Source organism: Nonomuraea angiospora, from assembly GCF_014873145.1.
GTDB classification, from domain to species: domain Bacteria; phylum Actinomycetota; class Actinomycetes; order Streptosporangiales; family Streptosporangiaceae; genus Nonomuraea; species Nonomuraea angiospora.
Genome location: NZ_JADBEK010000001.1, coordinates 10840955 through 10865493 on the forward strand (window position 1 = coordinate 10840955; position 24539 = coordinate 10865493).

The 24539-nt window shown below is 71.4% G+C and carries 19 protein-coding genes; 5 read left to right on the top strand and 14 right to left on the bottom strand.

Features of this window, described 5'->3' with window-relative positions; all coding sequences use genetic code 11:
- Positions 1–126 precede the first annotated feature (126 nt).
- Together H4W80_RS49885 and H4W80_RS49890 are read left to right on the top strand one after the other, a co-directional pair.
- Entirely contained in the window at positions 127–2091 is a 1965-nt protein-coding gene (locus H4W80_RS49885) for an alpha/beta hydrolase (protein WP_318787427.1), read from the top strand.
- Positions 2092–2613 carry a hypothetical protein gene (locus H4W80_RS49890; RefSeq protein WP_192791483.1) on the top strand — a complete coding sequence of 174 codons (522 nt, stop codon included), beginning with the start codon at positions 2092–2094 and terminating at the stop codon, positions 2611–2613. It begins immediately after the preceding gene.
- A 338-nt stretch (positions 2614–2951) separates the two neighbouring features.
- Here the strand turns inward: H4W80_RS49890 and H4W80_RS49895 are convergent, their stop codons facing one another.
- The 8 genes from H4W80_RS49895 to H4W80_RS49930 form a co-directional block, all read right to left on the bottom strand.
- Complete coding sequence (locus tag H4W80_RS49895) at positions 2952–3221, bottom strand: hypothetical protein (RefSeq protein WP_192791484.1); 270 nt, start codon at positions 3219–3221, stop codon at positions 2952–2954.
- Positions 3222–3521: 300 nt separating this feature from the next.
- Positions 3522–6425 carry a glycosyl hydrolase gene (locus H4W80_RS49900; RefSeq protein ID WP_192791485.1) on the bottom strand — a complete coding sequence of 968 codons (2904 nt, stop codon included), beginning with the start codon at positions 6423–6425 and terminating at the stop codon, positions 3522–3524.
- A 172-nt stretch (positions 6426–6597) separates the two neighbouring features.
- A complete protein-coding gene (locus H4W80_RS64090; RefSeq protein ID WP_192791486.1) occupies positions 6598–8412 on the bottom strand; it encodes a right-handed parallel beta-helix repeat-containing protein in 1815 nt (604 codons plus the stop codon).
- The gene (locus H4W80_RS49910) at positions 8409–9176 is read right to left on the bottom strand and encodes an RraA family protein (RefSeq protein ID WP_192791487.1); all 768 of its coding nucleotides are present in this window, start codon (positions 9174–9176) and stop codon (positions 8409–8411) included. Before H4W80_RS49910 ends, H4W80_RS64090 begins: the two co-directional genes overlap by 4 nt.
- Positions 9177–9184: 8 nt before the next feature.
- On the bottom strand, positions 9185–11119 hold the full coding sequence (locus H4W80_RS49915; protein ID WP_192791488.1) for a DUF8034 domain-containing protein: 1935 nt from the start codon (positions 11117–11119) through the stop codon (positions 9185–9187).
- Between the two features lie 2 nt (positions 11120–11121).
- Positions 11122–11928, bottom strand: a complete 807-nt coding sequence (locus H4W80_RS49920; protein WP_318787428.1) for a carbohydrate ABC transporter permease — start codon at positions 11926–11928, stop codon at positions 11122–11124.
- Positions 11925–12857, bottom strand: coding sequence for a carbohydrate ABC transporter permease (locus tag H4W80_RS49925; protein WP_225964104.1), 933 nt, complete (start codon positions 12855–12857; stop codon positions 11925–11927). Before H4W80_RS49925 ends, H4W80_RS49920 begins: the two co-directional genes overlap by 4 nt.
- A complete protein-coding gene (locus H4W80_RS49930) occupies positions 12854–14125 on the bottom strand; it encodes an ABC transporter substrate-binding protein (RefSeq protein WP_192791489.1) in 1272 nt (423 codons plus the stop codon). The genes H4W80_RS49925 and H4W80_RS49930 overlap by 4 nt, the downstream gene beginning before the upstream one ends.
- Positions 14126–14286: 161 nt before the next feature.
- Here H4W80_RS49930 and H4W80_RS49935 point away from each other — a divergent pair, with 161 nt between their 5' ends.
- Positions 14287–15375, top strand: coding sequence for an FCD domain-containing protein (locus H4W80_RS49935; RefSeq protein WP_192791490.1), 1089 nt, complete (start codon positions 14287–14289; stop codon positions 15373–15375).
- A 150-nt stretch (positions 15376–15525) separates the two neighbouring features.
- On the opposite strand, the gene H4W80_RS49940 is transcribed toward H4W80_RS49935, so the two are convergent.
- Positions 15526–17892, bottom strand: a complete 2367-nt coding sequence (locus tag H4W80_RS49940) for a glycoside hydrolase family 95 protein (protein WP_192791491.1) — start codon at positions 17890–17892, stop codon at positions 15526–15528.
- A 229-nt stretch (positions 17893–18121) separates the two neighbouring features.
- Here H4W80_RS49940 and H4W80_RS49945 point away from each other — a divergent pair, with 229 nt between their 5' ends.
- Both H4W80_RS49945 and H4W80_RS49950 read left to right on the top strand, forming a co-directional pair.
- A complete protein-coding gene (locus H4W80_RS49945) occupies positions 18122–19000 on the top strand; it encodes an aldo/keto reductase (RefSeq protein ID WP_192791492.1) in 879 nt (292 codons plus the stop codon).
- Positions 19001–19003: 3 nt separating this feature from the next.
- On the top strand, positions 19004–19834 hold the full coding sequence (locus H4W80_RS49950) for an amidohydrolase family protein (RefSeq protein ID WP_192791493.1): 831 nt from the start codon (positions 19004–19006) through the stop codon (positions 19832–19834).
- Here H4W80_RS49950 and H4W80_RS49955 read toward each other — a convergent pair.
- From H4W80_RS49955 to H4W80_RS49975, 5 genes are read right to left on the bottom strand one after another with little or no spacing between them, the layout of a single operon-like run.
- The gene (locus H4W80_RS49955; RefSeq protein WP_192791494.1) at positions 19831–20871 is read right to left on the bottom strand and encodes an aldose 1-epimerase family protein; all 1041 of its coding nucleotides are present in this window, start codon (positions 20869–20871) and stop codon (positions 19831–19833) included. The genes H4W80_RS49950 and H4W80_RS49955 overlap by 4 nt on opposite strands.
- Positions 20868–21566: an SDR family NAD(P)-dependent oxidoreductase gene (locus H4W80_RS49960; RefSeq protein ID WP_192791495.1), complete on the bottom strand. Its 699-nt coding sequence runs from the start codon at positions 21564–21566 to the stop codon at positions 20868–20870. The genes H4W80_RS49955 and H4W80_RS49960 overlap by 4 nt, the downstream gene beginning before the upstream one ends.
- A complete protein-coding gene (locus H4W80_RS49965) occupies positions 21563–22579 on the bottom strand; it encodes a type 2 periplasmic-binding domain-containing protein (RefSeq protein ID WP_192791496.1) in 1017 nt (338 codons plus the stop codon). Before H4W80_RS49965 ends, H4W80_RS49960 begins: the two co-directional genes overlap by 4 nt.
- The gene (locus H4W80_RS49970; RefSeq protein WP_192791497.1) at positions 22567–23757 is read right to left on the bottom strand and encodes a CaiB/BaiF CoA transferase family protein; all 1191 of its coding nucleotides are present in this window, start codon (positions 23755–23757) and stop codon (positions 22567–22569) included. Before H4W80_RS49970 ends, H4W80_RS49965 begins: the two co-directional genes overlap by 13 nt.
- Complete coding sequence (locus tag H4W80_RS49975) at positions 23757–24521, bottom strand: enoyl-CoA hydratase/isomerase family protein (protein WP_225964105.1); 765 nt, start codon at positions 24519–24521, stop codon at positions 23757–23759. The genes H4W80_RS49970 and H4W80_RS49975 overlap by 1 nt, the downstream gene beginning before the upstream one ends.
- Positions 24522–24539 lie beyond the last annotated feature (18 nt).

Consider the following 24539-nt stretch of genomic DNA (forward strand, 5'->3'; position numbering starts at 1 on the left):
AGGTGAGCGAGCGGGGCGGCGTTCTGGAGAAGAGACAGGCCCGATAACCCTCCCTATCATGCTCGGCCGCTCAGCGACGGCCGCCGATAACGGCTGGCTATGGCCTGCCTCCGTACGGTGGCGACTGTGTCACTGTACGAGGTTGTGGCAGGTGACACGGCAGGGTTGGAGGAGGCCCTGGCGCGGGTGGTGCGGCTGGCCGGCGATCACGCCGGCGCGCTCGACTCCAGCATGCGTTACATGGCGGCCCACGCCTGGGTCGGCGGCGGCGCCGGCCCCTTCGCCCAGGCCATGGGTGACCAGCGGGCCCGGCTGCAGCGTGCCTTCGAGACGGCGGCCGCGCAGGTCGCCGACCGCATCCGCGCCCTCGGCGGGCACGCCGCCCCGCCGTCGCTGTCCACCCCGCTCGCCGCCATCCCGTCGAGGCGCGGCGGCTACTCCGGGATGGACGTGGAGGCGATGACCCGCATGGTGGCCGACCTGGAGCGCGCCGGGCACGAACTCCCCGCCGCCGGCGGCCTGCTCTCGGCGGCGCTGGGCTCCGCGGGCGTCAGCGCCGCTCCCGCCCAGCAGGTCGGGGACGTGGGCGCCTGGGCCGCCGGAGAGGTCGCCGACCTGCGCAGACGGCTGACTGTGCTTCAGCGTCGCCCCGACGGAGAGGCGGCCACCGCGGCCGTGCTCGGCTTCGGCCTGTTCGGCGGGTCCGCCCCCGCCCCGGGCCCCATCGGCGACGCCCTGTCCGCTGCCGCGTCCGGCGACGCCTCGGCGTTGGCGAAGGTCGTGGCGGCCCAGAACACCGGCAAGAATCCCACCCTCGCCGCCCGGGTCAGCGCCTGGTGGCAACTGCTCGACCCGGCCGCCCGCCGGCGGCTCATCGACACCGCGCCGCAGCTGGTCGGCTCGCTCAACGGCGTCCCCGCCGCCACCCGCGACAGCGCGAACCGCGCCTACCTGGCCATGCGCAAGGACGCCATCGCCAAGCGGCTGGCGGAGCTGCGGGCCCTGGACGAGCGCCTGGCGAAGGGGATCATCATGGCGGACGCGTGGCGGAGGATGACCACGCGCCGTGAGATCGAGGAACTGGAACGGCAGCAGCGGCAGATCGAAGCCGTCACCAAGAGCCTGGCCCTGGGCGGGGTCAACGGCCGCCCGCCCGCGTTCCTGCTCGCCCTCGAACTGGGCGGGCTCGGCAAGGCCGCCATCTCCTTCGGCGACCCCGACAAGGCCGACTCGGTGGTCACCTCCGTGCCGGGCACGGGCAGCACCCTGGAGGGGATCGGCGCCGACGTGGCCCGCGCCGGAACCCTCTGGGACCAGGCGAGCCGTTCGGCCCCCCACACGAAGACCGCCTCGATCCTCTGGCTCGGCTACACGGCCCCGCAACTCGACGCCGGGATCCTCCGGGCGGACACCTCCGTCGCCTCACCCCATCTCGCCCAGGCCGGAGCCGGCCCGCTGGCCGGTTTCCTGGACGGCCTGCACGCCACCCACCAGGCGGCCGGCACCCCCCGGTTCACCGTCCTGGGCCACAGCTACGGCAGCGTGGTAACCGGCATCGCCGCCCAGACGCGGAAGGGGACGTTCGCCGATCAGCTCATCCTCGTGGGCAGTCCAGGGACGATGGCGATGCGGGCGAGCGATCTGGGGGTCAAGCAGGTGTGGGTGGGGGAGTCGCCGCAGGACCCGGTGGCCGACCTGGGGCATCTTCCGTTGAGCGGCGGGCGGCACCCTATCTCGGGCGTGCTGCAACCCGCCCTCCCGAACGGCCCAGGCCCCTTCGGCACCGACCCCAGCAACATCGCCTACGGCGCCCGGCGTTTCCGTGTCGATGAGACACCGGTCTCTGGCTTTCTGGGTTTTATTGGGTACGACCTTGGAACCCACTCCGGTTACTGGGACACCGAGTCTACCTCGCTAAGGAACATGGGATTCATTATCAACGGTCAGTACCATCGAGTGATGAAACTCCCGACGCCGAAGCCGGTGTCGCCTCCGTCGCTACTGCCGACGCCGCCCCCGCTCCCCTTTGCGGAGCCGGTGTCCTCGCCGTTGCCCATACCGCAGCCCTCACCCACCCCGCCGGGAGAGTAGATGTTCCGCTCCGTGATGTTGATCATCGCATCCGCGGTTCTCGTCGCCGGATGTGCGCCCGGCGGAGCGCTAGGAGGAATGATGAACGCATCGGCCGACAAGCCAACGATCACCAAGGCCCAGGCGCTCGATCGGATCAAGCAGCTCATCGATGGAACAGTCAGTGTCATCCATCCCAAGCCCCAACTGGAGCTGCACCAACCGAGCCTGAACGATGGCCTCTGCCTCGATCCGGTCGATGGCGGCTCAGAAGACCGGATCGTGGTCAACCGCTCATATTTCCTGCGCGAATTGCCCAAGGACAAACTGGACGAGGTCGCCACGCAGGTGAAGGCATACTGGCAGAGCCAGGGACACTACATCGAGACTGAGTCGGACGACGGCCTGGAGATCCACGCACGCTCCCGCCCGGACGACTTCCTTATCACCCTTGGCTGGTCGGAGGGCGACGTGCTCACCCTGGGCTCCACCTCCACCTGCCTGTGGCCCAACGGCATCCCCGAGCCCTCGTCCACGCCCTGAACTCAGCAGACCTTTTCCGTCGGGCCATGGATGATCGAAGAGGCGTCAGGCTGCGTAGCGGGCGATGGCATCGAGAGACCCCACCTCGCCATGCTCGGTTTGAGAAACCCAGGCAACACTCGCATCCATGATCGCCGCAGTGTCCTCCTGCCCCAAGCCGCGTTCTTTCCGCGCTCCGGTCGGCGGGATGTTCTCCCTGTACCACCGCTCCGAGTTGCCTGCTTTGTCACCGCCCAGGGCGTGTTCAAAAGAGCGGCCCCGCCTGAGACTCCGTGTGTGAAGGGCAGTCTCAGACGGGGTTGTTTTGCCGTCCTTTGATCGGTTGGCCTCCCGGGTCGCTAGTTGATCACTTCGGGTGGGAGCCCGCCGAGCCTGTGCAGCAGCTCGGACTGGATGGTGGCGAAGCGGTCGTTCATATGGCGGCGAAGGCCAGCGAGTTCGTCACCGAGGGCCGCGAGGTCTTGTCTCATCTCGGCCCGGATGTCGGTGAGTTCCGCCAGCACCTGGGCAATGCTGATCGTCTTGGAGCTGTCGTCTCCGGGCTGCATGCTCTCCTCGAGCGCCCGGATGCGCGTGATCAAAGTGAGGATCTGTGCCTCTATGTTCACCGCATTCCTGCCTTTGCGAAGGTCGGAAGGGCAACCCCGCCCCGGTGGGCGGGTGCAAGGTATGACGGTGAGCACAGTGCCACACTGTTGGAGTTCGTGCAGGTCATCGTCCCTGCGCTTGGGTGTGATTGTTTCTCCCGGCGTCCGGCGTGTTTCTCCCGCGGGATGTGAATAGGCGTCGGCGGCTCGGGCGCGAAAGGGGCTCGTTCTGGCGAAATGGGGGCAGGGCGGATGTGAGTTCGGCTGAATGTCGGATCGGCCAGTTGAGCCGGCGCATGCTCATTGGCATGATGATCATTGTTAGGAGTTCGGGCGCAGGCGGGCCTCGACGTACGGGACGAGTCGGGCCGGGCCGAGGAGGCCGTAGGGCTGGCGGGTCAGGGCGCCGTAGACCGTCGGGTCCGTCACTCTGAGCCGGTTGCCGAGGGGTGTGGCTACTTCCACCTGCACTGTGCGGACGCCCTGTCCCAGGTCCACGACCGGGTTGAGCTGGTTCACGGGGGCTAGGTGGTAGCCGTCGGTGAGTACGCGGCAGGTGTCGGTGACCGCGCCGAGTTCCAGGTACGCCCCGCCCTCCAGGCGTATCTCGGTGGTGTAGAGGCCGATGCCGGAGGTGTCGGTCAGTTCGGGGATGTCCGACCAGGGGATCAGGTGGTCGAGGGTGAGGCGGTGCGTGGTCGTGCCGTCCGGGCGCCAGTCCTCGACCTCCAACTGCCAGGATGACAGGGGCACCGGCTCGGGGACCGCGCCGATCACGGTGGTGACGGTTTGGCCGTCGGACAGTGTGGTGGTGTAGGTTCCGGCGCGGGAGGCGCGCAGCACCAGGGTGCCCCTGTCGTACCTCACCAGGTCGGCGTCCGTTGACACGGCGTGAGGTGCCTTCACCGGGTCGGTGCCGAAGAGGCCGGGGCGGCCGATGGCCACCAGCGTCGACTCGCCCGGCCGCAGCTTTACCCGGAGCCGGATCCCGTCGGCGTCGGTCGTGTAGAGCGCCAGGCGTTCGGCCCGGCCGGTCCACGGGTTCAGGAGGTACGGGACGCCGTCGTGGGCCGTGCGTGCCAGCGTGACGTCGTGGTCGATGGGCGCCACCGGTGGCTTCGGGCTCTCGGTGTGTTTGCCGTTGCAGAGGTAGTAGTAGTCCACCTCGCCGGCCACCCGGCGGGTCGCCAGCAGGGTGGACGCGGTGGCGTACCGGATGTCGGGCCGCACGCCGAGGGCGGCGAGCGCGTTCGGGACCTCCGCCTGGTCCGCGATCAGCCGGACGGACGGCTCGGCCAGCAGATCGGTCAGAAGCGCTCGAAGTCGCTGGTTCTCCTCCTGCGTGGGCACTCCCGGCACCGAGGCGGAGCGCCACGCGCCGAGGAGTACGACGGGCAGCCCGGCCCGTGCGTACGACAGCAGGCGCCGCGCCACCGCGACCGTCATCGTGCACTCGGAGGCGTAGAAGCGGTCGCCCTCCACGAACAGCGCCTTGTAGGCGGGCCCGGAAGGCGCCAGCCGGCGGTCCGAGACGCGGGCGGATGGCAGGTCGAGCAGGGGTGCGCTGATGAACTGGTGGGTCCACCCGGTGGGTACGCCGCTCGCGGTGAACCAGGCGGCGCCGATGCCGGTCTTGGTGTAGCCGGTCTGGCGTAGAACCGCCACGTCCGCACGCGGTACGCCTTCTCGCAGAATCTGGTGGATTCGCGCGAAATATCCGGAAATATCGGTGATGTGGTGCCAGGTGGGCTGGCGGGGACCCCAGGATTCCGCGTAGCCGACCGTCCCAGAGTAGGGGGTGAAGGCGGCGAAACCCGGCCAGGCGGCGCCGGGCGCCGTGGCGTAGGAGAAGCCGTGCAGGACGGTCTGGTTGAGCCCCGCCGCGTACGCGCCCCCGATCGTGCGCAGCAGCTTCGTCCAGGTCGTCGTGTACGCCCCGCCCGCGTACGCCCCCGCCTCGCACGACAGCACCTCCCGCCCCGCCAGATCCCGGCCCCCGGCCAGGCAGCGGTAGTCGTCGAGGTTCTTGAAGCCCAGCGACTCACCCTCGGGCACGTCGAGGATGGCCGCGGCGGCGATGGCGTCGGTCTGCAGCCCGTACGGCTGCGCCCGCAGCTCCAGGCCGATCGAATGCGCCCAGTCGCGCAGCATCCCGAAGTGGTGCTCGTTGAACAGCTCGGAGACCGTGTCCCAGTAGTCCTTGCGGGCATGCCTGGTCAGCACGGCGTCGTACGCGAAGACCGGGTCCTCCTCCGCCAGCACCACCACCGGCAGGTACGGCACGAGTGAGTACCCCCGCCGCCGCTCGAACTCCGCGAGCAGCCCCGGCGTCCACGGCAGCGCGTCGCTCTCGATCTCGATGGAGTCCTCGAACAGCGCACCGCCCGCCCGCTTCAGCAGCCTGCGCACGGCGGGCGTGAGCAGCGTGGACTCCCAGTAGTCGATCACCGCCCGGGTGCCCGCCCGGCTGAAGTGGTCCACCACGTACGCCTCGGGCACGGTGTGCGGGCCGGACTCGGGGCGCTGGCCCGAGCCCCGCTCCCAGTAGGAGATCAGCACCCACTCGCCCTCGGCGGGCGCCGTCCAGTCGACGCGCCCGTCGCTCACGGGCACCCGTACCACCGAGGCGGGGTCGAGGCCGGTCTCCTTGCGAGTGGAGCTGGCGGGATCGAGCCGGGCCGCCTGGACCAGCAGCAGCGTGCGCGCGGGGTGCCCGGCGACGGCGGGCGGCGGCGCCTCGCCCGCGTACGTGGCGCCCCCGGTCACGGTGACCGAGCCGTGCGCCAGTTCCTTGACCGCGGCCGGGTGCTCGGGCGTGATCGTGGGGACGGCGGCCGGCCAGGAGGGGCCGATGGTGAGGTCGATGGTCAGGCCGCGCCGGGCCGCCTGGTCGAGGGCGGCCTCGACGGCGGCGTTCCAGGCGGGGGTGCCCCAGCCGTGCCGGGCCGGGTCCAGCACGGACTTGTCGCGGATGCTGTGGTGCACCGCCGCGATCTCCGCCCCGCCGAACCTGGCGTCGGCGAGCAAGTCCACCTCCCGCCGGATCTCGGCGGGATCGACGTGGGCGTCGGGCCACCACCAGCGCACCATCGGCCGCACGGCCCGGCGCGGCCGCGCGAACCACCCCGCCGCAGGAGGACCGGAGGCGGAGGCGGGGGTGGAGGTGGGGGTGGTGACGGCAAGGGCGGCGGTGAAGAGGAAGCCGCGGCGCGAGAGGTCGTCCATGATGCATGCGCTCCAGGGGGTGCGGCGCCCGCGCGACGGACGCGGGACGCAGGCTGCTCGGAGGCTCGAAGGCCCGGAGACCCGGAGACCCGGCGGCGAGGGCGCGGCCGGGCGACCGGGCCCAGGCCCGGGGCGCGGGGCCCGGCCGGGTGGCCGGGCCCCGCGGCCGCGTCTAGCTGGGGATCGGGTACGGGAACGCGCTCGTCACCCCGATCTTGTCGTACTCCATCTTCGAGGTGTCGAAGCCGTCCGCCCAGTTGGCGTTCTTGACCTCGTTGCACTTGTACGCCTGGTACTTGTCGTCGCTGACCTTGCCCACCTCGACGTTCTCGATCGAGAAGCCGCAGCCGCCCGCATCCATGTGGACGCCGCGCGTGCCGGAGTCCGGCATCTGCCCGGCGGGGTCGTTGATGACGTCGCCGATCACCATCTGCGAGACGTAGTTGTCGATCGGGTGCGGTTCGACGTTGTGCACGCCGTAGGTGTAGAAGGCGCCCATGTCGCCGCTGTCGAGGCCGGTCTCCTCCAGGCGGATGTAGGAGAACCGGTTGTTGCGGGCGTAGTTGTCCTCGTTCTTGATCTCGGGACGGACCTCCAGGCTGATGCCGTAGCGGGCGCTGTGCTTGACGACGATGTTGCTGACCTGGTTGTTGCCGGTGTTCATCAGCTCGATGCCGGCCGCGTCGCCGGGCACCAGCTCACCGACGTGGGAGATGTAGTTGTTGGAGATCGTGTGGTGCCCGGTGAGGTCGCCCTCGCCGGGATAGCCGCCCTCCACCTTGATGCCGTCGCCGCCGATGTTGTCCAGCAGGCTGTCGGTCACCTTGACGCGCTCGTTGGCGAAGAGCAGGAAGACGCCCGTGAAGCCGCTGTCGGACAGGTGCAGCCTGGTCAGGTCGATGTCGCGGGAGTTCGTCACGGTGATCATGCCGAACCGGTTGCGCGGCAGCTCGATCTGCCGGTCGTAGATCGGGTACTTGTGCTCGTAGCCCGAGTCGCCGGCGGCGTTCCACCCGTAGCGGTACCAGTCGACGAAGTCGGAGTACTGCAGCGCCAGCCCGTCGAAGGAGAGGTTCTGCACCCGCTTGTCGGGCGAGGACCCGGCCAGCGAGATGAGCGTCTTGACGGTGGGCGCCACGACCTTGTCGATCGAGCCCTTCGGCCAGTAGTAGACCTCGCTGTTGGCGAAGTCGAAGTAGTACTCGCCCGGCTGGTCGAGGAAGCGCAGCGTGTTCTGCAGGAAGTAGCGCGAGCCGCTGCGGCTGTTGACGAGGCTGAAGCGGGCGTCGTGGTTGAGGGTGAAGAAGTTCTTGCGGAAGTCGGCCCCGCCGAGCGGCACGGTGTCGGTGAACCAGCTCCACGACCCGCCCGACCAGACGACCATCTGGGCGTTCTTGTCGAAGTCGGCGTCCCACTCCTTCGGGACGTCCTTGGCGTCGAAGAAGAGCCAGTTGTGCACGGCCTGGTACTCCGCCTCGGGCATCACCGAGAACAGGTACGGCGACCAGAGGTCGTCGCTGGTCCTGTTGGGATAGCGGGCGGTGGTGGCGCGCTTGCCGTCCTCGAAGAGGGTGTAGAAGTTGCGGTCGACCTTGGTCTTGTAGATGTTGTCGTCGTACTTCTGCCAGCCGGTCAGCGGCCTGGCCCCGAGCAGCCTGGCCTTGCCGGGGCCGTCGGCGCTGCGGTAGATGATCTTGTGGCCGTTCTCGCCGGAGTCGGCCTCGGTGAAGGTGATCGTCTTGTCGACCACGTAGTCACCGGTCTTGACGTTGACCACGATGTCGCAGTTCTGGTGGTACTTCTTCTTGGCCCGGAGCTGGTCGCGGGCCTGCTCGATGGACTTCCACGGGCGCTGGGCGCTCCCGTCGCCGCGGTCGCCGCCTGAGGGGGAGACGAAATAGTCACACGTCTTGGCGGCAGCCGCCGGGGTCGGGGTCGTCAGCCCGCCCAGGAGTAAGACGACCGCGCCCAGGGACCTGAGGATCACTGGCTCTCCTTAACTTCCCGCCACCGCTCGTACTCGGCGCGGGTCTCGGGGGTGAGTGGGTAGTAGTCAGAAAGCGCCCCGCCCTCCTCGATGCGGGCGCGGCTGTAGCGCTCCCACTGCTCGTGGTCGGCGGCGGCCTCGAGCACCGACGCGGCGCGCCGGCGCGGCACGACCACGGCGCCGTCGTCGTCGGCCACGCACAGGTCGCCGGGCAGCGCGAGCGCCCCGCCCACGGCCACCGGCACGTCGTACGCCCACGGGAACAGCTCCGCCTGCGAGGCGTAATGAGGGGTCGCGCCCGTCGTCCAGAGCGGCAGCCCGATGCCGCTCACCCGGGGCAGGTCCCGGATCCGGCCATCCACGACGATGCCCGCGCCGCCCTTGCGTTTGAAGTAGCGCACCAGCATGTCGCCGAAGCAGCCGGTGTACGCGCTGCCGTACGCCTGCACGAGCAGCACGTCGCCGGGCTCGATCGTCTCCAGCACGGCCCACAGCGCGGTGTGCCGCTCGACGTACTCCTGGCCGAGCCCGGAGGCGATGTCCTCGCGCTGCGGCATGAACTGCAGCGTGCGGACCCGTCCGGCGATCTTCTGCCCCTGGGCGATGGGACGCGGTCCCTCGATGAAGGTCCGCCGGATGCCCTGGGCGTGCAGCTTGGCGCAGGCGGTGGCCGAGCTGACCCGCCTCAACCCTTCCACGAGGACGGGATCGGGTCCGGCGGGCAGCTGCCCGCGAACTGGCAGCTCCCAGATGGCGTCGTCCATGTAACTCCTCAGTAGTGCTGGTGCGACGGCGTGCGGACGCGCGCGGTCGTGTGCAGGTCGAGCCGGATACGGCGGCCGGGTGGCAGCTCGACGAGCAGGCGCGGCCCGTCCACCGTCACCTCCCGCTCGGACTCGGTGATCGGGGGAGCGGTGTAGGCGCGCGGGTCACCCGGGTAGCCCTCGTCCTCCCGGGAGATGACCGCGCGGTCGATGTGGTGCTCGCCGAACGCGCCCGCCTGGAGCACGACCCTGCGGGTGTGGGTGAGGCCGAGGTTGACCAGCTCGACGCGGGTGCCGCCGGGGCGTACCGAGTCGACCAGCGCGGCCACGTCCCGGGGCAGCCCCGGGCGGTGGCGGTCGGCGTCGAAGTAGGCCAGCCGGGTGGGCAGCAGCCCGCCGTTGTAGAGCACCTGCGGGGTGCCGGTGACGAGCTGCAGCAGCGCCTCGGTGAGCACGGGGTTGAGCCGCTGCCAGTGGTGGACGTGGATGGTGGACAGGTCCTCGTGGTCGGCGTCGATGAGCGCCATGCGGCGCTGCACCTGGCCGAGCGCGGTGGAGAGCATGGCCTCGGGGAAGCCGGGGTTGGCGCCGCGCAGGAACTCCAGCCAGGGCGCCTCGTGCCCGGCCTCCTCCTTGTTCCGGAACGGGCGCACCGTGGCCCAGTCGTATCCGGAGGCGGCTCTCAGCCGGTCGAGCCGCTCGGCGTCGTCTCCTGCGAGCGAGGCGTGCCAGAGCCAGACGGGCAGGCCGAGCTGCGGCGGCTGGAAGTCGAACCAGCCCCCGTCGTCGTGCCGGTTCGGCACCAGCATGGTGGGCTTGCCGGCCTCGTCGCCCAGCTCGGCCAGCCAGCGGTCGCTGGTGCTCATCTCCGTCTCGGTCACGCCGGCCTGGACGGCCTTGTCGTACACGATCTCCAGTGGGTCGCGGCCGATGGCGAGCGCGGCCTCGTCGCCGGTCAGCAGGTGGGCGTTGACGGCGGCGATCGCGGCGGCGGCGCCGACGCTGTAGAGGCCGTGCGGCCACTGCCAGCCGTAGAGGCCGCCGTACCAGCGGCCCCCGTGCAGCTCGCCGACCTCGCCGGAGGGGCCTACGTTGTCGGGCAGGATCCCGCCGTTGGCCGCGGCCCGGCGCTCCCAGGCGCCGATGTAGCGCAGGGCCCAGTCGCGGTAGCGGTCGTCGCCGTCGTACAGCCAGGCGTTGACGGCCAGGCTGGTCGCGGCCAGGTTGACGGCCACGTCGCCGCGGCCGAGGCGCTCGTTCATGGCGGCGCCCATGCGGGCGGCGTTGCTCGGGTCGCCCAGGTCCGCCCACTCGGCGATGCCCGGCAGGTCGCGCAGCGGCAGGCCGTACGGCCGCATGCTGACCAGGTCGGTGTGGTAGGACGCCCACTCCCACTGCAGGCCGTAGCGGGGGCCGCCGGCGCCGTTGTGCGGGGCGCGGATGATGTCGTGCTCGGCGTCGTAGTTGGCCGAGCCGGGCAGGTAGAGGTCGGCGAAGCGGCGGGCGCGCTCGCGGAAGCGCTCGTCGCGCGGGTCGGCGGCGCAGATGCCGTAGAACAGCAGCAGCGACTCGCCCTGGTGGAACCAGTCATAGCCGCGCTCGAACTCGTCCACCAGGTAGCCCAGCTCGGTGAGCTGCGCGGTCACGCCCTCCCAGTGGTGCTTCGAGGCGTCCAGCAGGTCGTCGGCCCCGCCCAGCTGGTAGAGCGTGGGCCAGTTGAAGAACGCCTCGTAGAAGTCGTCGGCGCCGTCCCGGTCGGCGGCCGGCCCGTGGTAGACGAGCCGCCCGTCGGGGCCGCAGTAGCGGGCGGCGAAGGCCCGCCAGGCCTCGTCGAGGGCGTCGAACAGCCTGCGCTCGAGCACCGCCCAGACCGGTGGCGCGCCGAGCGGGACGGTCGCCGTGACAGAGGGACCGTCCGCGGGTCCCGGAGATACTGTCCGCATCTTCACCCTTTCGTTGCTCCGGCGGTCAGGCCGCTGATGATGTGCCGTTGCATGAAGACGAAGAAGACCAGCAGCGGGGCGATGGCCAGCAGCAGCGTCGGGAAGACCACCGTGTAGTCGGTGGAGTACTGGCTGACGGCCGCGTAGACGCCGGTGGTCACGGTGTAGAGGCCGCTGCCGGGGCCGAGGATGATCTGCGGGTTCACGAAGTCGTTCCACACCGAGAAGGTGTTGAGGATGACCATCGTGGCGACCGCGGGCCTCATCAGCGGGAAGACGATCTGCCAGAACGTACGCAGCCTGCTCGCCCCGTCCACGGCCGCCGCCTGGTCGAGCACGGCCGGGATGGTGGCGATGTAGCCGGCGTACAGGAAGATCGAGAACGGTAGCGTCAACACGGTCTCGAACAGCACGAACCCGCGGATGGTGCCCATCAGGCCGAGGGTCTTGAGCACGTACACGACGGGGATGACCAGCACCTGGCCCGGGATGAACGTCCCGGCCAGGAAGAACAGCATCAGCACCCGGAAGCGGCGCTTCGGGCTGCGCGCGATCACGTAGGCGGCCGGCGCGGCCAGCACCACCGACAGCACGTTGACCGCCACCACGAACAGCAGCGTGACCGCGTACCCCTTGACCACGTTGAACTGCGGGTTCGTCAGCGCCCTGCCCAGCGGCTCCAGCGTGAGGCCGCCCAGGCCGAACGGGTCGGCCAGGATGTCCTGCTGGCCCTTGAACGCGTTGACGGTCAGCACGTACAGGGGGATGAGCATGAAGGCGACGGTCGCCCAGAGGAACGTCTTTCTCACTGGTGCACCGCCAGCTCGCCACGCCTGCGCAGCCTGGTCACCACGAACGCCAGCGCCGCCGTCACCAGCATGAGCAGCACCGACTGCGCGGAGCCGAAGCCGAGGCGGGCGTCGTGGAAGGAGTTCCACAGGATGAGGTAGGCGACGGTCTGCGTCTGCCCGGCCGGGCCGCCCGCCGTCAGCGACACCACCAGGTCGTACGTCTTGAGCAGCGTCACCAGCGACAGCACGATGTTGACCGTCACGGACGGGCCGAGCGCCGGGAGCGTCACGTTCCTGAACACCTGCCAGCGCGTCGCGCCGTCGATGCGCGCCGCCTCGATCAGGGAGTGCGGCACGGCCTGCAGCCCCGCCAGGTAGAGCACCACGTTGACCCCGAACCCGGCCCACACCAGCACCCCGATCATGGTGACCGTGGCCCACGCCGGGTCCGACAGGAACGGCAGCACCTCGCCGCCCCACTTCGTCACCAGGTTGTTGACCGCGCCGTTGGTGCCGAGGATCGCCGACCAGAGGAAGCCGACCACGAGGGCGCTGAGCACGTGCGGATAGAACAGGACGATCCGGAAGAACGTGTTCGCCTTCGAGGCTCCGTTCACCAGGAGGGCGAAGCCGAGGCCGAGCAGGTTGAGCCCGGCCGTGCCCGCGGCGGCGACCAGCAGGGTGACGAGGGCGGCGCGGCGCAGCTCGGGGTCGTCGAGGAGGTCGAGGTAGTTGGCGGCGCCGACGAAGGCGGGGTCGGCGCTGAAGCCGTCCCAGTCGGTGAGGCTCAGGTAGAGCGCCAGGCCGACCGGGACGATCAGCATCACGGTGTAGAGGACGGTGGCGGGGGCGACCATGATCGTGTTGGCCCACCCGTCGCCGCGCCTGGTCTTCGGAAGGGCGGGGGCCTCGGGGACGGCCGGGGGCGCTTCCCGGGTCAGCGTCATTTGCGGCCGGCCAGCCAGCGGTCCACGCCCTCGGCCACTTCCTTGGGCGACTTGCCCACGTACAGGCCCTGGACCTCGGTGTTCCACGCGGCGTTGAAGCCCTTGGGGAGGGTGGCGTCGCCGTACCCCTCGCCCTGCGGGACGCCGGAGGGGGCGCTGTCGAGGATGTCCTGCACCTGCTTCTCCAGCGGGGTGAACTCGCGCTCGACCCCGGCGCGGAAGTTGCCGTCCTGCTTGAGCTGGCTCTTGACCGCCGCCTGGTCGGTGACGAGCCACTGCACGAGCTTGAGCGCCGCGTCCTTGTTGGGGGTGGACTTGAGGATCATGTACGGGGCCGCCATCGTGGCGCCCTGCGGACCCGGGTACGCCTGGCCCTTGTCGACCGGGGCCGGGAAGACGCCGACCTCGAAGTCCTTCTTGGTCTTGGCCTCGGCGGCGGTGAACCAGCTGCCCATCACGTACATGGCGGACTTGCCGGACAGGAACGCGGTCTCGGCGTCGGCGTACTTCGTGCCCAGGGCGTTCTTGTCGACGTAGCCCTTGTCGATCCAGGTGCGGTAGCGCTCCAGGTAGGGCAGCAGCGACTCGCCGGCCTTGATCTTGCCCGCCTTGACGTCCTGCTGCCAGGTGGGATGGAGCTGGGCGCGCGACGGGCCGGAGAACTGCAGCAGCTGGAGCCCGGTCAGGAACTCGCCGCCGGTCTGCAGCGGCAGCCACCCGGCCGCCTTGAGCTTGCCCATGGCGGCGTCGAACTCGTCGAGCGTGGCCGGCGGCTTGTCGATCCCGGCCTTGTCGAACGCGCTCTTGTTGTAGAAGACCAGCGACTGCGCCTGCACCCCGACGCCGACCGTGTAGATCTTGCCGCCCAGGCTCGCCTCCTTGGCCAGCGGCGTGTCCTTCGTCCACGGCTGGTCGGTCAGGTCGAGCATCTGCTTGGAGAGCGTCTCGTCCACCGTCAGCGTCTCGACCACGTCGGGCGCGTTGCCCGCGGCGAGCTGCTGCGGCAGCGTGTCGGCCACCCCCTTGCCGGTCGGCGCCTCGACCTTGACGTCGATGCCGGGGTTGGCCTGCTCGAACGGTTTGACCAGGCCGTCCCAGTACGCCTGGGTGAGGTTCGGGGTGATGTTGACCAGCATCCGCACCGTGATCTGGCCGCCCTCGCCCTGCTTGGCCTGCGAGTCGCCGGCGAAGCCGCCCCCGCCACAGCCGGTGAGCAGGAGCAGGCAGCCGAGGGCTGTGGGGGTGAGGAATGGATGGGGGGAACGCATCGCACCTCCAAGGGGGCGAGATCTGCGACGCCTTTTAATGGGTCGTTACTCGATTAGCGATTATTTAATACGTTGGTCACATACCCTCGTCAAGGGGATATGTGGCGCTACAAATAAGTTTCCAGTGAGTGACTGAGTCATAAATACGTTAGGGTGGGGTCGTGGCTGGACGCGATGACGACAAGCGGCTGGTGCTGGGCGAGGAGGAGCGCTCCGCGCTGCGCGAGTGGGCCGAAGGGTCTTCCGGGGGGCTGGGGTTGCGCAGCCGGATCGTGCTCGCCTGCGCGGACGGGCTGCCGCGCAAGGAGATCGCCGACCGGCTCGACGTGAGCCCGGCGACGGTGGCCAAATGGCGGGCCCGCTTCGTGGAGCGTGGGCTCGACGGGCTGGCGGACGCGCCCCGGCCCGGCCGCCCGCGCACCGCGGAGCGGCAGGAGGCCGAGCGCGTGATCGCCGCCGCGGCCGGCGGCGCGGCCGTGCCCTCGACCCGTACGATGGCGCGCCAGCTCGGGCTCTCGCAGTCGACGGTGGCCCGGATCTGGCAGGAGCAGCAGATCGCGCCGCCCGCGGCCCGGCTGCTGCCCAGGGAGCTGCTGTCCGACCGCGTCTACGCGCTGCTGCGCGGGTGGATCGTCTCGGGGGAGCTGGTGGCGGGGCAGCGGCTGGTGGAAGCGGAGATCGCCCGCCGGGTCGGCACCAGCCAGGCCCCGGCGCGTGAGGCGATCAAGCGGTTGGCGCACGAGGGGCTGGTCATCTCCTATCCCAACCGGGGGAGCTACGTCGCGGAGATCTCGGACGAGCAGGCCCGGGAGGTCCGCGACATCAGGGTGCTGCTGGAGGAGTATGCCGCACGGGGCGCCGCCGCCCGCATCCAGGCCGACACCCTGCGGGAGCTCTCGGCCGACGTGCTGGCCATGCGGCAGGCGGCCCAGGACGGCGACATCGGCGCCTTCCGCGACGCCGACCTGGCCTTCCACCGGCGGGTCTGCGCGGCCTGCGGCAACTCGTTCCTGCTGCGGTTGTGGCGGACCATCGAGTCCAATCTGTGGAGCCTGCACGTGGTGGGCAACCCGCTGTACGACGGGGACTGGACGGCCATGGCGGGCCACCACGACGACCTGGTGGCGGCCCTGGCGTCGGGCGACCCGGACGAGGCGGCCCGCCTCTTCGCCGCCCACGCCCGCGGCGAAGCCTCCCGCACCCGCCCCCGCGCCCGCACATCCCCGCCACCCCCGACCGCCACCGTCTGAGCAGCACCGCGTCGGCGGGGTGTGGCGCGGTGGAGCCCGGCGCCTGTGCACGGTGCCCGGCCGAGCGCCGCTGCGCCCGCCGGAGGGGCGTCCGTGTGCGGTGCTCGGCCGGGTGTGCCGGAGGGCACCCGGGATGTGGCGGGCAGGGGGTCAGGGGGATGGGGTGAGGTCGTAGGTGGCTCCTCGGCGGGTGTCGAGGACGACGACGTTCGGCTCGGGACGGGAGACCGCGACCGGGCGCCCGCCTGATGTCACCGTCACCGGCGCGGCCGTCCGGAGGGTGAGTTCGCGCCCCAGGTCCGAGCGGATCCGCCCCCGGACCAGCGCGCCCGCGCTCCACGACAGGTCCACCTCGAAGCCGCCCCGCGCCCGGAAGCCCCGGATCGACCCGGCCGGCCAGGCGGCGGGGAGGGCGGGCAGCAGGTGCACCTGGTCCCCGTGGCTCTGCAGCAGCATCTCCGTGATCCCCGACGTCCCGCCGAAGTTGCCGTCGATCTGGAACGGCGGATGCAGGTCGAACATGTTCGGCGCCGTACGGGCGGGCAGCAGCAGGTTCGACAGCCGCTTGTACGCCTCGGGAGCGTCCAGCAGCCGCGCCCAGAAGTTGATCTTCCAGGCCAGCGACCACCCGGCCCCCGCCTCGCCGCGCAGCTCCAGGGTGCGCCGGGCGGCGGCGGCCAGGTCGGGCGACAGGCGGGGGTCGATCTGGTGGCCGGGGAACAGGCCCCACAGGTGCGAGATGTGGCGGCTGCGGGAGAGCGCCGCGTCGCCCCGGTAGTCCTCCTGCCACTCCTGGATCTGCCCCAGGTGGCCGATCTGGTTGGGGACGAGCCGCGAGCGGGCGTCCACGGCCTTGGCGCGCATCTCCGCCTCGACCCCCAGGATCTCCGCCGCCTCCGAGAAGGCCCCGAACAGGTCCCGCAGGATCTGCATGTCCATGGTGGGCCCGGCGCAGATGCTGACGTTCTCCCCGCCGTCCTCGTGGTGTCCGACCTCCGGGGAGTGCGACGGGTTCGTCACCAGGTAGCCGCTGCGGGGATCGGTCTGCAGCGTGTCCAGGAAGAACTCCACCGACCCCTTGATCAGCGGGAAGTGCTCGCGCAGGCGCCGCTCGTCCCCCGTGTAGAGGTAGTGCTCCCAGAGCATCAGGCACAGCCACGCCCCGCCGGTGGGCCACACGCCGTAGAAGGCGAAGTCCACGGGCGCGGTCCCGCGCCAGCCGTCGGTGTTGTGGTGCGCCACCCAGCCCTTCGCGCCGTACTGCGCCGCAGCCGTCCTGGCCCCGGTTTCCGCAAGGTCCTTGATCAGGTCGAACAGCGGGTCCATGCACTCGACCAGGTTCGCGGGCGCGGCGGGCCAGTAGTTCATCTCGCAGTTGATGTTGATCGTGTACTTCGACTCCCACGAGGGCGTGAGCGAGTCGTTCCAGATGCCCTGCAGGTTGGCGGCGTAGCCGGGCGAGCGGGAGCTGGAGATCAGCAGGTAGCGGCCGAACTGGTAGTACAGGGCGGCCAGCCCGGGGTCGGTGTCGAGCTGCTTGCGCGCGATCCGCTGGTCGGTGGGGAGCGCGGCGGCCTCCGAGGTGCCCAGGTCGATCTCGAGCCGCCCGAAGAGCCGCTGGTAGTCCCGTACGTGCTTGCGCTTCAGCACCTCGTACGGCTGCCCGGACGCCCGCGTCAGATGCCTGCCCGCCACCTCGGCCGGGTCGCCGCCGACGTCCTTGTAGCTGCGGTAGCTGGAGCCCATCGAGATCAGCAGCGTGACCTCGTCCGCCCCCTCGACGATCAGCGTGCCGCCGTCGGTGCGGACCGCGCCGCCGCGGGCCTGCGCCCTGGCCAGGGCCCGGAAGCGGACCTCGCCCTTCAGGCCCTGCGTGTCGGTGCTGACCCCGTCCAGCGCGATGGAGTCGCGGCCGGCGGAGGAGCTGGAGGACGCCTGCGGGCTGGTGAAGGCCGCCTGGAACGTCACCGAGCCGGGCTTGTCGGCCGTGTGGCGGACGACGACGACCTGGTCGGGGTTGCTGGCGAAGACCTCGCGCGTGTGGCGAACGCCGTCGCGCACGTACGTGACCGTGGTGACGGCCCGGGACAGGTCCAGCTCGCGGCGGTACTCCGTGAACTCCGCCGCGCCCGGGAAGGTCAGTGTGAGGTCGCCCAGCACCTGGTACGGCGCCTGCTCGCTGGGCTTGCCCAGGAACTTCTTGTCCGCCAGGTTCTGGGCGGCCTGCCACTTGTCCTCCCAGACCAGCCGCCTGATCTCGGGGAGCGCGGCCAGGGCCTCGGGGTTGTCGTAGTCGTGCGGGCCGCCGGCCCAGATGCTGTCCTCGTTGAGCTGCAGGCGCTCGGTGGCCACGCCGCCGAAGACCATGGCCCCGAGCCTCCCGCACCCGACCGGCAGCGCCTCCAGCCAGGCCGCCGCCGGGCGGTCGTACCAGAGTTTGAGCGGGCCGGCGGCCGTGGAGGCGTGCGCGGGGGTGGTCACGAGCAGGGACCCGGCCGCGGCGCCTAAGCCGGTCATGAGTACGCCTCGTCGTGTGTAGCCGTCGTTGGACACCGTCACTCCTGTTCCAGAACACGGTGGAGGGGGGAGCGCAGGGATGCGTACGACCTGTCCGGCTCAGCAGCCGCTCACAGGGACGCCACAAGCGCGGTGAACGTAGGATGTATCTTTACGCTACGAGGTCATCTGATGTCCATACCTCCCGTAGATCTAGCCGAAAGATGGGACCTCTGCTAGGTTGCCGATCATGGAGAAGCTCGGGCGCAGCGGCGTTGGCGTTTCCCGGATCGGCCTCGGCACCGCCCCCCTGGCCGGGCTCTACGCCGCGGTCGGCGACGAGCAGGCCGCCGCCACGCTCGACGCCGCCTGGTCCGCGGGCGTCCGCTACTTCGACACCGCCCCCCGCTACGGCTCCGGCCTGGCCGAGAGGCGGCTGGGAAGCTTCCTCGCGGGCGTCGACCGGTCCGAGGCGACGGTGTCCAGCAAGGTCGGCGCGCTGCTCGACCCCGCCAGGCGCGACTACACCGTGGAGGGCGTCTACGCCTCCCTCGCCGGCAGCCTCGAGCGCTCCGGGCTCGACGCGTTCGACATCCTGCTCATCCACGACCCCGACGACCACTGGGAGCAGGCCGTGCGGCACGCCTACCCGGCCCTCGAGCGGCTGCGCGAGCAGGGCGGGGTGCGGGCGGTCGGGGTCGGCATGACGCAGGCCGAGATGCTGGTCAGGTTCGTGCGGGAGACCGACGTCGACTGCGTGATGGTGGCCGGCCGCTACAGCCTGCTCGACCGCACGGCGGCCGACGAGCTGCTCCCGCTGTGCGCCGAGCGCGGCACCGGCGTGCTGGTGGCGGGGGTGTTCAACGGCGGCATCCTGGCCGACCCTGGGCCCGGCGCGTACTACGACTACGCCCCGGCGCCCGAGCCGGTGCTGAAGCGGGCGCGCGGCCTGGCCGAGCGCTGCGCCGCCTACGACGTGCCGCTCGCGGCGGCCGCCCTCCAGTTCCCGTTGCGCCACCCGGCCGTGACCGGCATCGTGGTCGGCGCCCGCAGCCCCGAGGAGGTGGCCGAGGACCTCGCCCTGGCCGCCACCCCGATTCCCGAAGCCCTCTGGACCGAGTTGGACTGAGCCATGACCCGAATCGACGCCCACCACCACGTCTGGGACCTCGCCGCCCGCCCGCACGGCTGGCTCGACCCCGAGCCGATGGCGCCCGTCCGGCGCACGTTCACCCTCGACGACCTCGCCGGGCCCGCGGCGGCGGCCGGCGTGAGCGCGACCGTGCTGGTCCAGGTGCTGCCCGATCTGACCGAGACGCGCGAGTTCCTGGCGCTGGCCGCGGAGTCCGACCTGGTCGCGGGCGTCGTCGGCTGGATCGACCTGACCGCGCCCGACGCCGCCGACACCCTGGCGGGCCTGCCGGCCGGGCTGGTGGGCATCCGGCACGGCGTCCAGTCCGAGCCGGACCCGGACTGGCTCACCCGGCCCGACGTGCGCCGCGGGCTCGCCGCGGTGGCCGCCGCCGGGCTGGCCTACGACCTGCTCACGCTGCCGCACCAGCTCCCGGCGGCCATCGACACCGTGACGGCCATGCCCGAGCTCACGTTCGTGCTCGACCACCTGTCCAAGCCGCCGATCGCCGCCGGCGAGCTGGAGCCGTGGCGCAGCCGGATCCTGGAGCTGGCCGCCCGCCCGAACGTCTACTGCAAGCTGTCCGGCATGGTCACCGAGGCCGACTGGGCGTCCTGGCAGGTGGCCGACCTGCGGCCGTACGCCGAGACCGTCCTGGAGGCGTTCGGGCCCGAGCGGGTGATGTTCGGCTCCGACTGGCCGGTCTGCCTGCTCGCCGCCGGCTACGACCAGGTCGCACAGGCCGCGGACGACCTGTGCGCCGGGTTGTCGGAAGGCGAGCGGGCCGAGGTCTTCGCCGGTACGGCCCGCCGCGCGTACGGGCTGCACTAGGAGACGCGGAAGGTCGTCTTATACGTCCGCGACTCCTGCGGGCCCAGCCAGATCATGCTGCCGTCCTCCCGCGCCGCCGCGTTGCCCGACACGTGGTGGGTGGACGGCTCCAGGCCGACCGCGTAGTTGCCCGAGCGCAGGTTCAGCCACTCGAAGAAGTACGGGAACTCCTCCGCCCGCCACTCCACGGTGACCTTCATCCCGAGCCGGTCGTTGGCCACCGCCACCCGGTGCAGCCCGTCCGCCCCGGGGTTCAGCGCGTGCTCGTACACCTGCTCCACGAACCCCGGCGCCGGCCCGGGGAAGGTCACGTGGTCGGCCTTCTGCTCGGCCACGCTGTCGCTCTGCCAGAGCGTCTCGCGGATGTCGGCCTCCAGCCGGGCGCCCTCGTCCAGCAGCGGCCAGCCCAGGTTGATGTGGTAGAGGAACATGTGCGGCGCCGGCTCGAACCCGGCGTTGGTGACGGTGTCGACCAGCCTGATCTCGTCGCCGCCCAGGTCGGCCTCGATGCGGCGGACCAGGCGCAGGTTCTCGGCGAACACCGCGGCCTGGCGCACCTCGCCCTCGGCCCACAGCACGCAGCGGTCGCCGTCCCAGCGCTCGCCGTACCCGGTGAGCCGGGCCGGGAGGTTGCCCGCGCGGCCGTGCAGCCCGTGCCGCACCGACCGCCGGGGCGGGTAGTGGTAGGTGTCGGCGGGCACCTCGCCCCCGAACAGCGTGTGGTCGAGCCCGGCCGTGACGATGAGCCCGGAGAACGAGCGCAGCCAGGACAGCCCGTCCTCGTCGGCGTTCTCGTGCAGCCCGGGGTGGCGGAAGCCGGTGGGGGAGCGCCAGCCGAACGAGCGCCCGGCGTGCTCGGCGTGCCCGATGTCCATGCACCTGTCCACCAGCACGTCGAACGCCAGCCCCGAGCCGGTGCGGAACTCCAGCGTCCTGATGCCCCGCTCGACCCCGTCCCCGAGCGTCACCAGCCGGACCCCGCCGGCCGCGCTCAGGTCCCCGGTCAGCTCGGCCAGCCGCCTGCGCTCCGGCGTCATGCCATCACCCACCCTCCGTTGACTTCGATGGTCTGGCCCGTGACGAACGACGCGTCCGGGCCCGCCAGGAACGACACCACGGCCGCCAGCTCGTCGGGCGTGCCGCGCCGCTGGAGCGACTGCCGCTCCAGGACGAACCGGTTGTACGCCTCGGGGTCCTCGTGGATCTCCTCGGCCGCCGTCGGGAACGCGCCCGGCGAGACGCAGTTGACCCGGATCTCCCGCGGCCCCAGCTCGCGGGCCAGCGCCCTGGTCAGCGCCGCCGCCGCGCCCTTGGTGGCAACGTACGCGGCCAGGTCGGACCAGCCGCCGTGCATGGTGATCGAGGCGATGTTGACGATCGCGCCGCCCGAGGTCATCTGCCTGGCCGCGTGCTGGGCGGCCAGCCAGTAGGCCCGCTGGTTGACGGCGTGCACGTCCTCGTACTCGGCCAGCGGCACCTCCAGGAACGGCCTGGCGGGATAGATCGCCGCGTTGTTGACGAGGATGCCGACCGGGCCGAGCCGCGCGGCCGTCTCGGCGAACGCGGACTCGATCGCGGCCGGGTCGCGCAGGTCCACCTTCAGGTTGAGCGCGCCTTCGAGGGAGCCAGCGTCGAGGTCGAGCGCCGCCACCTGGTGGCCGTCGGCGGCCAGCCGGCGGACGATCGCCCTGCCGAGCGCTCCGGCGGCGCCTGTCACGAGCGCCGTGGTCATGTCTGCCTCCATTCCTTGTGCAGGTCCCTGAGCAGGTCGCGGGGCCGGACGCGGGCGAGCAGCCCGTCGCGGAGCAGCGCGGACGACCGCTCCTGCAGGGCGATGTAGCCGGGGAAGCGCGGCCTGACCCAGGCGGCCTCCAGGGTGGCGAGCGTCGGGTCGCCCTGCCAGGCGGAGCGGGCCGCGGGCTGTCCGCCGGTGGCCGGGAACAGCCTCGTCTGCACGGGCTCCGACACCAGGCGGCGCAGGTGGGCGCGGACGGCCTCGCGGATCTCGTCGATGCGCCGCCTGGAGACCACGAGCCCGGTGCCGCCGAGCACGCTCCCGGGCGGCTCGCCCGGCCAGGCGGGGGCGTCGGAGAAGGTCAGGGGGTAGGTCACGTAGCCGTACAGGAGGGGGCAGCAGTCCACCCCGCCGGCCGTCATGGTGTCGAGCACGCCGATCGGGTTGAGCAGCGACACGTCGCGGTCGGAGCGCGCGAGCAGCTCCGACATGAGTTCCAGCGCCCGCGCCCCGGCCGCCTCGTCGAGGAAGTCGCCCGAGCACAGCGCGCAGAACATGAGGAACGCGTGCGGCCCGCCCAGGCACAGCGCCATCCGCGCCTCCCGCGCGAACTCCGCCATCTCCGGCCACGTCCCCGGGACCTCGACGCCGGCCTTGGCCGCGGCCACCTGGGCGGCGGCGTCGAGCGGCAGCGCCCACTGGCGGCCCTCCAGGTGGTAGCTCTCGTAACTCCTGCCGACGAACGGCGTCTCCACCGGCTCGTCGAACAGCTCGTCCATCGGCACCAGCGCGTCCATGGCCGCACCCAGCCCGGGATGGTCGATGACGAGCACGTCGTACGTCTCGCACAGCTTCGCGATCGGCTCCGACTCGAACCCCTCCAGGGGCTGCCGGTCCCACTCGATCGGCTCCGGCACGTCCCCGTAGGGGTTGTCCCCGGCCAGGTCGAGCCGCGTCAGCTCGTCCAGCGGCGCGTACCCCCGGGGATGGTCCCAGGTCAGTCCTCGCATGCCAGCACGCCCTCCGCCACCAGCTCGGCCGTGCGCTCCGGCGGGTAGCCGAGCTCCTCCAGCAGCTCCCTCGTGTGCTCGCCGACCAGCGGCGCGCCCCGGCGCACCCGCGGCGGGGTGGCGCTGAAGCCGTAGGGGAAGCCGGGCGTGGTGACCGTGCCCTCGGTGCGGTGCTCGTAGGTGACGAACGAGCCGTTGTGCTTGACCTGCGGGTCCGCCACCAGCTCCGCGTACCCGTACACCGGGCCCGCCCACAGGTCGTGGCGGGCGCAGACCTCCAGCCACTCGGCCGTCGTCCGCTCCGGCAGCCGCGCGGCGACCATCGCGGTGATCTCGTCGCGCCTGGTGTGGCCGTCGGCGTCGCCGTCCATGGCGGCCAGCTCCGGCAGGTCGAGGGCGATCGCGAGCGCGTCCAGCCGGGGCATGCCGAGCGCGAGGTAGCCGTCCTTGGTGGCGAACACCCCGTACGGCGCGCGGATGTAGGTGTGGCCGTGCGGCTCGTGCCCGCGCCGCTGCGGCACGCCGCCGACCGTGAAGATCGACAGCTCCTGCATCTGCACGGCGACGGCCGCGTCCAGCATGTTGACGCTCACCCGCTGGCCCTCACCGGTCCGCTCGCGGTGCAGCAGCGCGGCCAGCGCGCCCTCGAAGGCGCTGTAGGCGGTGATGGCGTCTATCGCGTACGTGCCCGCGGGCGCGGGCGGGTCGCCGTCGCGGCCGGTGCTCAGCATGGCGCCGCTCATGGCCTGCAGGAGCAGGTCCTGGCCGGGTCTCGACACGTACGGGCCCGTCTCGCCGTACCCGGACATGGAGACGTACACGATGCCCGGGTTGATGGCCCGGATCGTCTCGTAGTCCATGCCGAGCCGCTCGGCCACGCCGGCGCGGTAGTTCTGCAGGAACACGTCCGCCGTCGCGGCGAGCTTGTGCACGATGGCGCGGCCCTCGTCGGACTTGAGGTTGACGGCGAGGCTGCGCTTGTTGCGGTTGAGTGACAGGAACGAGGCGTTCACCTGGTTGCCCGTCGCCCCGCCCGCCGGGGCGTGCCGCTGCCACTCGCCGGTCACCGGCTCCACCTTGACCACGTCCGCGCCCAGGTCGCCCAGCCGCATGGCGGCCAGCGGGCCCGCCATGGCGATGGACAGGTCGACGACGCGGTAGCCGTCCAGGACGCCCATCAGCGCCCCTCGAAGACGGGCTCGCGGCGCTCGGCGAAGGCGGCCCGGCCCTCGGCCGCGTCCTGCGTGGCGAAGCAGACGGTCTGCAGGTCGCGCTCGTACTGGATGGCCTGGTCGAGCGGCATCGAGTAGGCCGCCTTGAGGTTGGCCTTGGCGGTCTGCGCGGCGATCGGCGGGCGCTTGGCGATCGTCGCGGCCAGTTCGAGGGCCGCCGGCACCAGCTTCTCCTGCGGGTACACGTCGGTGACCAGCCCCCAGCTCAGAGCGCGGGCGGCGTCGACGGGATCGCCGGTGAGCAGCATCGTGGCGGCGTTGCCGGGCCCGACGGAGTGGGCCAGCAGCGCGGACTGGCCGCTGCCGCCGATCCAGCCGAGCTTGATCTCCGGCGCGGCGAACGTCGCCGTCTCGGCCGCCAGGCGGATGTCGCAGGCCATGGCCAGCTCCAGGCCGCCGCCGTAGGCGTAGCCGTTGACGGCCGCGATGATCGGCTTGCGCAGGGCGCGGACCGCGTCGCCGTAGTCGCCGCGGTTGCGGAACTCCCACGGCGTGGCGTACTCGTCCAGTTCGCGGATGTCGCTGCCGACGCAGAACGAGCGCTCGCCCGCGCCGGTGAGCACCGCGACCCGGATGGCGGGGTCGGCGTCCACCCGGCTCAGGCAGGCGCGCAGCGCGGCGGCCATGTCAGGGGTGATCGCGTTGAGCTTGGCGGGTCTGTTGAGGGTGACGACGGCCACGGGGCCGTCCACGTCGATGAGGACGTCCAAAGTCAGCTCTTTCTTGCT

Excerpts from the sequence above, each read along its gene's own strand:
- H4W80_RS49945 (WP_192791492.1), top strand. The coding sequence starts at position 18,122 with ATGGAGAAGCTCGGGCGCAGCGGCGTTGGCGTTTCCCGGATCGGCCTC.
- H4W80_RS49890 (WP_192791483.1), top strand. The coding sequence starts at position 2,092 with ATGTTCCGCTCCGTGATGTTGATCATCGCATCCGCGGTTCTCGTCGCC.
- H4W80_RS49925 (WP_225964104.1), bottom strand. The coding sequence starts at position 12,857 with ATGACGCTGACCCGGGAAGCGCCCCCGGCCGTCCCCGAGGCCCCCGCC.
- H4W80_RS49970 (WP_192791497.1), bottom strand. The coding sequence starts at position 23,757 with ATGGGCGTCCTGGACGGCTACCGCGTCGTCGACCTGTCCATCGCCATG.
- H4W80_RS49965 (WP_192791496.1), bottom strand. The coding sequence starts at position 22,579 with ATGCGAGGACTGACCTGGGACCATCCCCGGGGGTACGCGCCGCTGGAC.
- H4W80_RS49900 (WP_192791485.1), bottom strand. The coding sequence starts at position 6,425 with ATGGACGACCTCTCGCGCCGCGGCTTCCTCTTCACCGCCGCCCTTGCC.
- H4W80_RS49910 (WP_192791487.1), bottom strand. The coding sequence starts at position 9,176 with ATGGACGACGCCATCTGGGAGCTGCCAGTTCGCGGGCAGCTGCCCGCC.
- H4W80_RS49950 (WP_192791493.1), top strand. The coding sequence starts at position 19,004 with ATGACCCGAATCGACGCCCACCACCACGTCTGGGACCTCGCCGCCCGC.
- H4W80_RS49955 (WP_192791494.1), bottom strand. The coding sequence starts at position 20,871 with ATGACGCCGGAGCGCAGGCGGCTGGCCGAGCTGACCGGGGACCTGAGC.
- H4W80_RS49940 (WP_192791491.1), bottom strand. The coding sequence starts at position 17,892 with ATGACCGGCTTAGGCGCCGCGGCCGGGTCCCTGCTCGTGACCACCCCC.
- H4W80_RS49930 (WP_192791489.1), bottom strand. The coding sequence starts at position 14,125 with ATGCGTTCCCCCCATCCATTCCTCACCCCCACAGCCCTCGGCTGCCTG.
- H4W80_RS49915 (WP_192791488.1), bottom strand. The coding sequence starts at position 11,119 with ATGCGGACAGTATCTCCGGGACCCGCGGACGGTCCCTCTGTCACGGCG.
- H4W80_RS49960 (WP_192791495.1), bottom strand. The coding sequence starts at position 21,566 with ATGACCACGGCGCTCGTGACAGGCGCCGCCGGAGCGCTCGGCAGGGCG.